The following is an 11,747-nucleotide window of genomic DNA, read 5'->3' as shown; positions in this document are numbered from 1 at the left end:
ATGATTGAATCTATCTTGTTATGGGTGGTTGCCCTGCTGATCGCCCCGTTTTTCGCGGGCGTAATCTTAAAGGTCAAGGCATTTTTCGGCGGCCGCAAAGGCAGCCCGGTGCTGATCAACTACTACACCCTGTCAAAACTGTTTAAAAAAGGATCGGTCTACAGTACCAGCACCACGGCGGTGTTCAAGCTGGGTCCCATTATCGGCCTGGCCGCATCCGCCACGGCACTTTTGTTTTTGCCCATTGCCGGCCATGCGCCAGTGCTCTCCTTTGACGGGGATGTGATCTTTATCCTTTATTTATTGGGCCTGGCACGCTTTTTTACCATTGCCGCGGCCATGGATACGGCCTCGCCATTCGAGGGTATGGGCGCAGCAAGAGAGGCCTATTTTCCGATCCTATGCGAAGCCAGCATGTTCATGATTCTGATCCTGTTTTACCGCTTGACCGGGGACCTGACCTTTTCCGCCTACCTTGCCGGTGGCCAGCCATTCGGGCTCTGGGCAAGCGCCGGATCTCCCATGCTGTTCATCGTCATCGCTCTTTTTATCATTCTGCTCACCGAAAATGCCCGCGTGCCCGTGGATGATCCGGCCACACACCTGGAATTGACCATGATCCACGAAGTCATGGTGCTCGATCACAGTGGCCCGGATTTCGGCCTCATCGAAATGGGCGCTTTCCTGAAATTGTTTTTTTATTCATCCATCGTGGCCCGCCTGGTCTTTCCCTTTGAACTGGGCCATCCGCTTTTAAATTTAGGTCTGTTCTCTCTCGGGGTATTGCTCGTGGTGGTCGCCGTGGGCGTCACGGAATCCGTCATGGCCCGCTACCGCATGGACCGGGTACCCAAATTCGTGCTCACCTCCTTTGCCCTAGCCTTTTTCGCAACCGTCATTACCCTGGAGTTTTTGAAATGATTCATCCAGTCGATACGATTTTGTCCCTGGCGCTTTTGTCGATTCTCTTTTCCTTTGGCTCCAGTCGCCTGCCGGTACTGATCAAGGTATTGGCCTTTCAGGGGGTGGTGGTGTGTGTGGTACCGCTTTTTATGGGTCACGACATGTCCACCGGCGGTCTTGTGTTCACGGTTGCCACCCTTTCCATCCGCGGGGTCATCATCCCCGGGTGTATTTACCTGGCCATTAAAAGAGTTGCCATCGCCCGCGAGGTGGAACCCATCGTCGGCTATCACGCCTCCATTCTGGTCGGACTGCTGCTGATCGTCGGCGCCACCTTTGCCAGCCATCGTTTCGATGTTCCCTACAGCAGCATCAGCGCCCTGCTTCTGCCGACGGCCATCAGCCTTCTGGGTGCCGGGATGTTCATGCTCATGGCGCGGCGCAACGCCATTGCCATGGTACTGGGCTACATCATGATGGAAAACGGTATCTACCTGGTGGGCACCACCTTTTCACTGCGCGCCCGCCACATTGTTGAATTCGGAATTCTTCTGGATGTACTGGCCGGTGTGATGATCATGGCCGTCATCCTGCAAAATATCAAACAAACCTTTGACGACGTGGACACGGCACGCTTGCGAACCTTAAAGGAATAGGTGGTCATTTCATGCTTGAAATCGTATTTATACTCCCCTTTCTTACCGGCATTGCCGCGTTTTTCCTACCGCGAACCATTGGACGGGCACTGTTGGTGCTTACCGGTGGGGCCCATTTGATCCTGAGTATCATGGTCTGGATACAGCGCCCGGCGTCCATGTTGCCTGAATATTTTGCGGTCACGCCAGAGGGACTGCTCTCTTTGCTGGTGATATCGCTGCTCTTTTTCCTGATCGCCATTTACACCATTGCCTACCTTGATGCATCCACGGTTCATCGGGAAAATGTCTTCACCGGATCCATGCTGCTGTTTCTGTCCACCATGACCATGGTCACCCTGTCCGATCATATCATGGTCATGTGGATCGCCATCGAAGCCACGACCCTGGCCAGCGCCCCGCTCATCTACACGCATCGGTCGGCGCTTTCTTTGGAGGCCACCTGGAAATATGTGCTGATCTGTTCGGTGGGTATTGCCATGGCCCTTCTGGGATCGGTTCTGGTTACCGTGGCCATGGACGCGGGCAAGGTGGATGCCCCCCTCTCCTTTTCAGCTCTCACCGGTGTTGCCTGGCAGATGAATCCCACGTGGCTGAAAGCCGCCTTCGTCTTTATTCTTGTGGGATACGGCACCAAGATGGGCCTGGCGCCCATGCACACCTGGCTGCCCGATGCGCACAGCGAGGCCCCCAGCCCGGCATCGGCGCTTTTGTCCGGTGTGCTGCTCAACTGCGCCTACCTGGGCATTTTCAAAACCAACAAGATCATGCATGCCGCCGGCCTGGACGGATTTTCCAGCCCCATTCTGATTGTTTTCGGCCTTCTTTCCATCATGGCTGCCGCCACCTTCATTCTCAAGCAGACCGAATACAAGCGCATGCTGGCCTATTCCAGCATCGAAAACATGGGCATCATTGCCGTGGGCACGGGCATTGGCGGTCTGGGCGCCTATGGTGCGCTGATCTGCCTGATCCACCACAGCCTGATCAAGTCCAGTCTGTTTCTGACCTCGGGCAATATTCTGCTGGGATTCGGAAGTCGTCTGATCAACGACACCGGCGGCCTGGTGGCGCGTATGCCCAAGACCTTTGTGGCCTTTTTAAGCGGTTTTGCCGGTATTGCCGGGTTTCCGCCCTTTGGCATCTTCATCGGTGAAATTCTGATTATCATTGCCGCCTTTCAAGGCGGCCATTATATCGCGGTCGGCCTGTTCATCCTGAGCCTGTGCGTCATCCTGGCCGGCCTGTCCAACAACATCCTAAAAATTGCGTTTGGCCAGCCGCAAACGGCCGGCCAGGTTGAGGAGCATGTGAGTATGGTCCTGCCCCAATATGTGCTGCTGATGACATCCCTGGTGCTTTGTTTCTGGATGCCGGACACCCTGTACCAAACCCTTGTTCATGCGGTTAAAGGCATTGGTGGAGGTTTCTAAATGACGACGAATTTCACATCCATTGTCAACGGCCAGGCGATCCGCATTCCAGATATTGCCCGGCTGTCGTTTACCGATTTTTCCGACCAGGCCAAAGACATTGTCGCCCAGGGCGGCAAGGTGGTGCAGTTTTTCGCCTATCCGTCAGAAGGCGGGGTTCGGTTCATGGCGGTCCTGCGCACCGACCAGCTTCTGGCGGCGTGCTGCGATGCACCGGAATCCTATCCCTCGCTGACCACCAGTTGCCCCCAGTTTCATATGTTCGAGCGGGAGATCGCCGAGCAATACGGTATCCGCCCCGAGGGTCATCCATGGCTGAAGATGGTGCGCTACCACCCCAACCTGCGCGGGGTTAAAGATGTCTTTGGAAACGATTACACAGAGGATATCCCCGGACGGTACCCGTATTACCAGGTCGCCGGTGAGGAAATCCATGAAGTGGCCGTGGGACCGGTGCATGCGGGCGTAATCGAGCCAGGCCATTTTCGCTTTAACTGCATCGGTGAACGGGTGCTGAATCTGGAGATTCAACTGGGATATCAACATCGCGGCGTGGAACAGCTGCTGGTGGGTGCTGATCTCAAACGCTTGCCTTTTATTACCGAAAACACCGCCGGTGACACCTCGGTGGGACACAGCCTGTGCCATGCCCAGGCCATGGAGGCACTGGGGGGTATTCAAGTTGACGATGGAGCGACGATCATCCGCACCATCGGTCTGGAGCTGGAACGGATCGCCAACCACGTTGGTGACCTGGGGGCATTGAGCGGCGACGTGGCCTTTTTACCGCCGGCCAACTATTGCGGCCGGATGCGTGGTGATTTTCTCAATATGAGCCTGCTTCTTTGTGGCAACCGTTTCGGCAAGGGGCTGGTCCGGCCCGGCGGTGTGCGCTTTCCCATGGACGATGGCAACCGCCGCAACCTGGCCGCTCGCATCAGCGAACTGGGGCCCCAGGTGGCCCACACCATTGAGCTTCTTTTTTCCACCTCCAGTGTGCGCAGCCGCTTCGAAGGGTGCGGGGCGGTAAATCTTGACGATGCAGGCGCCCTGGGGTTGGTGGGACCGGCCGGACGGGCCTGTGGCCTGCCCTATGACGTGAGGCGCTGTTTTCCCACCGAGCATTATGGCCGCATCGATATCCCGGAAAACGCCGAGCCCACGGGTGATGTGTGGGCGCGTGCCAAGGTGCGGGCCGATGAAGTGATGCAGTCCATTGAAATCATCGAGCACCTGATCAAGGAACCCGTTGAAACGCAAATCGTCGACCAACCCGATCTGACGCCGGCGGCCGATTCATTGGTGGTCACCCTGAACGAGGCCTGGCGAGGCGAGTTGTCGCACTGCATCCTTACCGATGCCAACGGGAAAATCTTGCGCTATAAAATCAAGGATCCATCGTTTCACAACTGGAACGGGTTGTCCATGTCCCTGAGGGACACGGGGATTTCCGATTTCCCGCTCAACAACAAGAGCTACAACCTGTCCTATTGCGGATTTGATCTGTAATTAAATGAAATCAACCACGGCAATCCATAAAAGCGACCGATTATGCTAAAAGTGCTGAGAAACAGGTTTGAACAGGGATGCAAGACATCCCGCTACCCCAAGGAAAACGTCCAGTTGCTGCCCCGTTACCGGGGGCGGCCAATCATCCAGCAGGATACACCGTCCGATATCGTGGGTCGGTGCGCCGCCGCCTGTCCCCAGGACGCCATTGACAGCATTGCCAAAACCATCGATATGGGACGCTGCGTGTTCTGCGGAACCTGCGCCCGAATCGCCGGCGGACGGTTCATCACCTTTACCCAGGATTTTGCCGTGGCTGTGGCGGAAAAAGCCCATCTGATTACCCAGGGCGATATTCCGGACCTGGCCCAGCATTCCCGTCAGCATTTCAAAAAACTGTTCGGTCGGTCACTGCAGCTTCGCCAGGTATCGGCGGCCGGCTGCAATGCCTGTGAAGCGGATCTCAACGTGCTGGCCACCCCGTTTTTCGACCTGGCCCGCTTTGGCATCAACTTCGTGGCCTCTCCGCGCCATGCCGACGGTATCGTCGTCACCGGCCCCATCTCCCGCAATATGAAAACCGCGTTACTGCAGACCTACGAGGCCACCCCCGAACCACGCGTGGTCATCGCCGTGGGGAGTTGTACCATCTCAGGTGGTCCGTTTCGGGGCAGTCCTGAAATCACCGAGGGGCTGGATAAGTTGTTGCCCGTGGATCTGTTTATCCCGGGCTGCCCGCCCCATCCCATGAGTAATCTGCACGCGCTACTCAATTTCTTTAAATAATGCCCAGAACTGCCCCATAGGCCCGATATCGGCGTTATACGAAAAATTTTATCCTCGGAATATCATCCATATGCCTGCGGTAAAATTTTTCGAAAGCCTTGATCTCGGGCCTATGGGCCTAGTTCTGAATAGTCACGAAAATGTTCCACAAACGTCCTGACATTAAAAAATAGTACACGGATTTACGCGGAAAAATGCGGATCAGTTATTTTCAGCGAAGCTGACCTTCTTAATACCCGATCCGTGTTCATCTGCGTTCATCCGTGTCCCATTAAAAAACTAAAGGGAAAGGGCCTGTATGATGGGTGACAGGCCCTTTTGATTTTTACGGCTGGATGATAATCGTCGGGTACAACCCTGTTTTATCGTCCCCCTTGGGATAGGGCTGAATAGTATTAAAGGAGATATTCTGGTTGCGTTGGGCGTGGCCGCGGTTGTTGGTGACGTTGGCAAAAAAGGCGCCATTGGCCTCCAGAATATGATGAATCCGCTCCTGAAAACCGGTGACAAACGTCTTGCCGCTGCCTTCAAACAGCATGCGTCCCTTGCACATCCGCGTTTCAATCTTGGACAAATCTTTGAGTGAAATGCTGTTGGCCTCCAGATCATTGGCATTTTCAATCAGGCCCCAGACCAGATGTCCCGGTGGAACAACCAACGGCTTGCTGATATCGATGATCGTGTGGGGCATGATGATGCATTCCGGCCCGATCTTAAGGCGTGCATTGGGCCGCCCGCGCAAAAAGCTGTTAAACCCGACAAATACGGTTTTACCCAAATCCGCCTCGATGATTTTAGCGCCATGGGCCGTGACATCGTTACCCTCCAGCACGGAATTGATGATGTAGCAGTTTTCCTGGGCGTTGGCGCCCTTGCCAAGGGTTGAGTTTTGTAGGAATGCCCGCTGCGCGACGAGAACATTGTCGCCAATGGTGGTTTTGGGTTTGATGACGGCAAACCGATCCACGGACGCACTATCGGGAACCGTCACCGGCGCCTTGAAATTGACGATATTAAATACCTGTTCAAAGGCCGCCTTGCGGTCTTCCACAAAATCCATGAAAATGCCCTGGGGGATGTTGCCCGGCTTAAAATAGATATAGCTGGTCAGCAGGTCGCTGGGGAACCGGTACATGAAGTTGAATTCGTCCGGCAGACGCACCCAGACCGTGCCCGGCTCGATATTCAAATGGCTGATCTCCCCGGCCTGCACATAGGAGTAAGCGCCCACGACACAGTCCCGCATGGTGGTCAGATCCACGGTGGAAAAAGGCCCCATGAAACACCCGTCGGAGGGTGATCCATGGATATTGGCATAGTGGGTGGATACGGTATCGCGAACGAAAAAGGTCTCCAGTGTTTCCGGGTCATGGGAAAAATTATGCACCAGGGTCTTGATCAGAAAACTGTCATCAATGGTGATCTCTTCATCCTGATCCACCGGGATATTGAAATCCTGGTATTGAAACAGGTCTCCCTTTTTTTTCAGCTCGTCGCCACGGATATCGCTCTTGTACAGCAGCGAATTGGTTACCCGCACCTTGCCCAGAAAATAACTTCCGGACAGATTGGAATGGCGGAATACGAAATTGAGCGGGTGGTGGGGGGTAAGGCCATAAAACGCATAGAATTTGGTCATTTGCTGGGTGGGGATGAGATTGCTGACCAACGGGTTGACATCGAATTCCAACTCCCTCAAATTGATGTTCACACGCTGGATAATCCGGTCAAACAGTTTATTGAGTTCTTTCATCCTGCCTCTCCATTGGCTTTTTGAGATTCAGATTCTTTCATGGAATGGTAAACCGCGGCAAAGACATCTGCCAGTCGGAGAATTCCGACAATCTCCGTCCCACGGGTCACTAGAAGGGATAAATTGGCCCCGGCCGTTATTTGATGCAGGGCCACATCCAGCGACGCGTTTTCATCCACATACTCGCCTTCGGTTGGACGCTGCATGAATTGGGTCACATTCATGGAGGCGGCTTTGGAATACACATCCAGGATGGGCGGCGACGATTTCAAGTATTCTTCCTGTTGCAGGGCAATCGCTTTTCGCGAAAAACCAAGCTGCGTAAACTTTCGGATTTGAATAAGATTTTCATCCTTGGGTTCCAGCGCCGTTAAAAAATCCATTTGGCTGAGCTTTCCGATTACCCGTTTGTTCTTGTCCATGATCAGGACCGCGCGATGGGAATATCGATTCTGCTGGAATTGTTCCTGGGCGTTTTCCAGCGCCAGTACGGCTTCAAAAAGAGTGGCACCCTCCGGAACCGTTGCGTATTCCGATATGGGTACCATCAACTCCTTGACAAGATAATTTTTCACTGAAAGCCTCCCCTTCGACGATTTGATAGTTCTCAACCAATTGAAATGTAATAATCTCACATCCCCTTAAGCAAAATGCACACGTTGGATAGCCAACATGATACATGGATGCCGCCTTTATTTTTGATTGAATTTTGGCGTAACTATCATGATTTAGGAACCTAATCAATTAAAACCGAACTCTCTTTAGTTGTAGTAAACATTGGGGGTCAAAAAAAGAATCAATTATATAGTGAATGATCGAAATCGAACACTTCACCCGCCACCAACTGTGCGTTTCGAATACGAACACCATTCTCTTGATCTTACCCATCCCCTGTGGTAGACAACCTGCTGGTGTTTCGGAAAATACTTCCCACCCGTAGGACATGCTAAAATAAAACTATTATGGGTTGATTAACCCAATGAATAATAAACTTGAGAGGAGGTACGCGTTGAAAACCTACAAGATTGAAGATCTGATGGTTCCGTTGTCGGAATACGCCACGGTTACCGTCGGGGCGACGCTCTTTGACGCCGTGCTGGCATTGGAGAAAGCCCAGGGAGAGTTCGACCAGACCAAATACCGGCATCGGGCCGTTCTGGTGTTGGACAAAAAGGGTAATGTGGTAGGCAAAATCAGCCAGCATACCGCGCTTAAGGCACTCGAACCCCAGTATTTGAAAATGGCAACCAGTTCGTCGGCCTCCCAATACGGTTTCAGTGTCTCCTTTTTGAAAGATTTGCAGGACCAGTACAGCCTGCTCGACGGCGCCATGGAAAACATCTGCCAGAAGGCCAGCCAGACAAAGGTCGAAGACTTCATGTCCAAGCTCACCGAAGGCGAATTCATTGATGCTGGCGCATCACTGGATCGCGCCATTCACCTTTTGGTTATGGGCCATTATCAATCGCTGATGGTAAAAAAAGACAAGAAAATTATCGGCATCCTCAGGCTTACGGATGTTTTTGCTGCTGTTTTTCATGTGATGAAAACCTGCAGCCTGTAGCAGGGTGGGACCGCATTGGGTCAAAGACAACGAATTTCAGACAATGATAATGCCCAAAAAGCATTGTTAACCGGTCTGCTAAAATAGTGACAATTGAAATGAAGGAGAAATAGATGAGTAGTGACGCGGCAGCGGCCTCCGCATTGGGGCTTAGCTGGAAAAAATATCTTTTCATGGCCATCGGTATTGTTCTTTTCATTATCGTTTACTACTCGCCTCCCTGGCCGGAAGCCATGGATCCCGAAGGCAAAGCCTTTGCGCTGTCCCCGGAAGGAAAAGGCGCCCTGGCGGTCTTTTTGCTGGCCGCCACCTGGTGGGTGTTTGAAGTCGTGCCCATCGGCGTGACCAGCTTGACGATCGGCGTGCTGCAAGTCCTTTTCTTTATCCGCCCGGCCAAGGACGCGTTCAAAGATTTCATGGACCCCAGCGTGCTGTTCATTTTCGGTTCCATTGTGGTGGGGTTGGTGTTTACCAAAACCGGATTAACCCGGCGGATCGCCTATAAAATGCTGGGGATTGTGGGCGAAAAAACCAGCATGATCTATCTGGGCTGCTTTGTCCTCACCTCCCTTTTGACCCACATCATGGCCCACACGGCCGTGGCAGCCACCATCTACCCCCTGTTGGTGGCGATCTATGCCATGTACGGCGAGGGTGACAAACCCACCAAATTCGGCAAGGGACTTTTCATCGGTATGGCCTATATTGCCGGCGCGGGCAGTATTGTCACCCTGCTGGGTGCTGCCCGCGGTGCTGTAGCGCTGGGATTTTTCAATGAGGTCGCCGGTAAGACCGTTGGATTCTTCGAGCTGACCTACTACATGTTCCCCGTCGGCTGGCTGATGACCTTCCTGTTGTGGGGGTTTTTCATGATCGTGATGAAGCCGGAAAAGAAAACCATTCCGGGCTTGCGTGAAAAAGCCAAACGACTCAGTCAGGAAATGGGCCCGATCTCCAGAAGTGAAGTCACCGCCGCAGTCATCGTGGGGGCCGCGATTTTGGTATTGGGCGCATCCGCGGTAATGAAATCCACCATGCCCGGATTTGTTCCGCCGCACAAAACTGCCGTCCTGCTGACGTCCACGATCCTCTTTTTTGCGACCGGGCTTCTGGATATCAATGATCTGGAATCGATTCCCTGGAACATCATCCTGCTGTTTGCCGGCGCCATGAGCATCGGTTTTTGTCTCTGGCAGACCGGGGCCGCCGAATGGATGGCCGTCAACTGGCTGACCATGTTCAAGGAATCCACCGGATTCGTTTTTGTCATGAGCATCGCCTTCTTTGTCATGATTATGACCAACTTTATCATGAACGTCGCCGCCATTGCCATTTCACTGCCAGTGGCACTGGTTATCGCGCCCTACCTGGGCGTATCCGGTGAAATCATCGTTTTTGCGTCGCTGGTCGTGGCAGGCATGCCGTTTCTGTTGCTGGTGGGCGCCGCGCCCAATGCCATTGCCTATGACTCCAAACAGTTCACCACCGGTGAATTTTTTCTGTGGGGCATTCCAGCCAGTATTATTCTGATGGTGGTCACGGCTTTTGCCGTGAAAGTGCTCTGGCCGCTGATGGGCATGCCCACGGCTGCGGGCTGATCCGCTCACACCCTCACAACAGACAATTTGTTCATTTTCTTAAAAAAAGCGCAGGCGGATCAGCCGTCGGCGCTTTTTTATTTTCATCCCCTTCCTCTTATTTCTAAAAATCTTCCTTTACACCCTGTCAAGAGGTCCGACACCACAGCATTCCAACGTCTTTCCCCAACGCATTGACCATTTTTTTATCCATCTGTTTTCATTGTGTATTATTACAATCCAGATCGGGTTTTCAAGTGGCATAGCCATTGCTCAACAGTTGGTCAAGGGCAAATTCCCAATTAGATCTATCCTAACCGGCAATCGAAAGGAGTACCTCATGACCCAGCGCATTACAATTATGGCAGCAGTCGATTTATCGGATTATTCGGCAATGACCGTTCGCTACAGCACATGGCTGACCAAACAGCTGAATGCGGCCTTACTGCTGGTCAGTGTCATCAACCAGCGGGACCTGGACATGGTGAGTCGCGCCATGGTGGGCTATGAAGCGTTTTCACTCCCCAATTATATTGAAGAACAAATCAAGGATCGCAAGGCAAGGATCAAAGATCTGTTGGACACGGTATCACCTGAAGCGATCGATTATTCGGTGGAGGTCCGGCAAGGTGTTCCATATCTGGAAGTATTGGCAGCGGTCAAAAATCATCAGCCGAATATGCTGGTTGTCGGCGCCAAAGGGCGCAGTAACCTGGCCGACGTGGTGGTGGGATCGACAGCAAGAAAACTGTATCGCCGATCCCCTGTTCCACTGGTCACCATCCCGGCCGGTTTTTCAGACGTTCCTTTTTAGCGGTCATTTTCTCTCATCAACCCCAGCCAACAGCATAGGAGGAACGCCATGCTGATTAGATACTGGATGAGTAAGCCGGTCATTGCCATCGACAAGGCTGAATCCATGCAGCAGGCCATCAACCTGATGAAGGAAAACCGCTTCAAGCTGCTTCCGGTCACCCATAAAGGCAAGCTTTGCGGCATCATCTCAGATCGTGACTTGAAACACGCATCGGCATCGGACGCCACCAGCCTGGATGTCCATGAACTTCTCTATCTGATTTCCAAAATCAAGGTGGCTGAGATCATGACCAAGGATGTCTTGACCGTGAACCAGGACTGGACCGTGGAAGAAGCGGCCGATCTGATGCTCTCCCATCATATATCCGGTGCCCCGGTTGAGGATGATGCCGGCGACTTATGCGGGGTGATTACCCAGACCGACCTGTTCAAGGCGACCTTGTACATCACCGGCCTGAAAAAGCGTGGGTTTCACCTGGCCTTTGTACTCGAGGATACGCCTGGATCGATCATGGAAATCGTTAGCATTATCCGGAACTACGGTGGTCGCATGGCGAGTATTCTGTCCACCTACGAACGGGCACCAAAAGGCTATCGTAATGTCTATTTACGTTTTTTTAACGCTCCGCGGGACCGTATCGACGAGATGTTGGATATTTTAAGAGCCAAAGCCAAGCTCAGATACGTGGTCGATCATCGCGAAAATCGGCGGACCATTTTTGGAAATCATTGAGTCTTTGAATTAACAAA

11 protein-coding genes are annotated in these 11,747 nt (G+C 52.8%); 9 read left to right on the top strand and 2 right to left on the bottom strand.

The window, feature by feature from the left end; translation table 11 throughout:
- The 5 genes from Dvar_RS19525 to nuoB are packed head-to-tail and all read left to right on the top strand — an operon-like array spanning position 1 to position 5,287.
- Positions 1 to 921, top strand: a complete 921-nt coding sequence (locus Dvar_RS19525; RefSeq protein WP_419663588.1) for a respiratory chain complex I subunit 1 family protein — start codon at positions 1 to 3, stop codon at positions 919 to 921.
- Positions 918 to 1,559: an NADH-quinone oxidoreductase subunit K gene (locus Dvar_RS19520; protein ID WP_419663586.1), complete on the top strand. Its 642-nt coding sequence runs from the start codon at positions 918 to 920 to the stop codon at positions 1,557 to 1,559. The genes Dvar_RS19525 and Dvar_RS19520 overlap by 4 nt, the downstream gene beginning before the upstream one ends.
- An 11-nt stretch (positions 1,560 to 1,570) precedes the next feature.
- Positions 1,571 to 2,992, top strand: coding sequence for a proton-conducting transporter membrane subunit (locus tag Dvar_RS19515; RefSeq protein WP_419663585.1), 1,422 nt, complete (start codon positions 1,571 to 1,573; stop codon positions 2,990 to 2,992).
- Positions 2,993 to 4,501, top strand: coding sequence for an NADH-quinone oxidoreductase subunit C (locus Dvar_RS19510; protein ID WP_419663583.1), 1,509 nt, complete (start codon positions 2,993 to 2,995; stop codon positions 4,499 to 4,501).
- A gap of 42 nt (positions 4,502 to 4,543) precedes the next feature.
- The gene (gene nuoB / locus Dvar_RS19505) at positions 4,544 to 5,287 is read left to right on the top strand and encodes an NADH-quinone oxidoreductase subunit NuoB (protein WP_419663581.1); all 744 of its coding nucleotides are present in this window, start codon (positions 4,544 to 4,546) and stop codon (positions 5,285 to 5,287) included.
- A gap of 325 nt (positions 5,288 to 5,612) precedes the next feature.
- Here nuoB and Dvar_RS19500 read toward each other — a convergent pair whose 3' ends face one another.
- Together Dvar_RS19500 and Dvar_RS19495 are read right to left on the bottom strand one after the other, a co-directional pair.
- Complete coding sequence (locus tag Dvar_RS19500; protein ID WP_419663579.1) at positions 5,613 to 7,040, bottom strand: transferase; 1,428 nt, start codon at positions 7,038 to 7,040, stop codon at positions 5,613 to 5,615.
- Entirely contained in the window at positions 7,037 to 7,615 is a 579-nt protein-coding gene (locus Dvar_RS19495) for a CBS domain-containing protein (protein WP_419663577.1), read from the bottom strand. The genes Dvar_RS19500 and Dvar_RS19495 overlap by 4 nt, the downstream gene beginning before the upstream one ends.
- Before the next feature lie 434 nt (positions 7,616 to 8,049).
- Here Dvar_RS19495 and Dvar_RS19490 point away from each other — a divergent pair, with 434 nt between their 5' ends.
- From Dvar_RS19490 to Dvar_RS19475, 4 genes are all read left to right on the top strand, one after another.
- Positions 8,050 to 8,604, top strand: coding sequence for an HPP family protein (locus Dvar_RS19490; protein WP_419663575.1), 555 nt, complete (start codon positions 8,050 to 8,052; stop codon positions 8,602 to 8,604).
- A gap of 113 nt (positions 8,605 to 8,717) precedes the next feature.
- On the top strand, positions 8,718 to 10,202 hold the full coding sequence (locus Dvar_RS19485) for an SLC13 family permease (RefSeq protein ID WP_419663573.1): 1,485 nt from the start codon (positions 8,718 to 8,720) through the stop codon (positions 10,200 to 10,202).
- 319 nt (positions 10,203 to 10,521) lie between these two features.
- Positions 10,522 to 10,995, top strand: a complete 474-nt coding sequence (locus tag Dvar_RS19480; protein WP_419663571.1) for a universal stress protein — start codon at positions 10,522 to 10,524, stop codon at positions 10,993 to 10,995.
- Between the two features lie 48 nt (positions 10,996 to 11,043).
- Positions 11,044 to 11,730 (top strand): CBS and ACT domain-containing protein, encoded by a 687-nt coding sequence (locus Dvar_RS19475; RefSeq protein ID WP_419663569.1) that lies wholly within the window; start codon positions 11,044 to 11,046, stop codon positions 11,728 to 11,730.
- Positions 11,731 to 11,747 lie beyond the last annotated feature (17 nt).

This window comes from Desulfosarcina variabilis str. Montpellier, assembly GCF_048565275.1.
Classification (GTDB): domain Bacteria; phylum Desulfobacterota; class Desulfobacteria; order Desulfobacterales; family Desulfosarcinaceae; genus Desulfosarcina; species Desulfosarcina variabilis.
Note: the sequence above shows the minus strand (reverse complement) of the source record. Positions and strands in the feature narration are given on the sequence as shown.

Excerpts from the sequence above, each read along its gene's own strand:
- Dvar_RS19525 (WP_419663588.1), top strand. The coding sequence starts at position 1 with ATGATTGAATCTATCTTGTTATGGGTGGTTGCCCTGCTGATCGCCCCG.
- Dvar_RS19520 (WP_419663586.1), top strand. The coding sequence starts at position 918 with ATGATTCATCCAGTCGATACGATTTTGTCCCTGGCGCTTTTGTCGATT.
- Dvar_RS19515 (WP_419663585.1), top strand. The coding sequence starts at position 1,571 with ATGCTTGAAATCGTATTTATACTCCCCTTTCTTACCGGCATTGCCGCG.
- Dvar_RS19510 (WP_419663583.1), top strand. The coding sequence starts at position 2,993 with ATGACGACGAATTTCACATCCATTGTCAACGGCCAGGCGATCCGCATT.
- nuoB (WP_419663581.1), top strand. The coding sequence starts at position 4,544 with ATGCTAAAAGTGCTGAGAAACAGGTTTGAACAGGGATGCAAGACATCC.
- Dvar_RS19500 (WP_419663579.1), bottom strand. The coding sequence starts at position 7,040 with ATGAAAGAACTCAATAAACTGTTTGACCGGATTATCCAGCGTGTGAAC.
- Dvar_RS19485 (WP_419663573.1), top strand. The coding sequence starts at position 8,718 with ATGAGTAGTGACGCGGCAGCGGCCTCCGCATTGGGGCTTAGCTGGAAA.
- Dvar_RS19480 (WP_419663571.1), top strand. The coding sequence starts at position 10,522 with ATGACCCAGCGCATTACAATTATGGCAGCAGTCGATTTATCGGATTAT.
- Dvar_RS19475 (WP_419663569.1), top strand. The coding sequence starts at position 11,044 with ATGCTGATTAGATACTGGATGAGTAAGCCGGTCATTGCCATCGACAAG.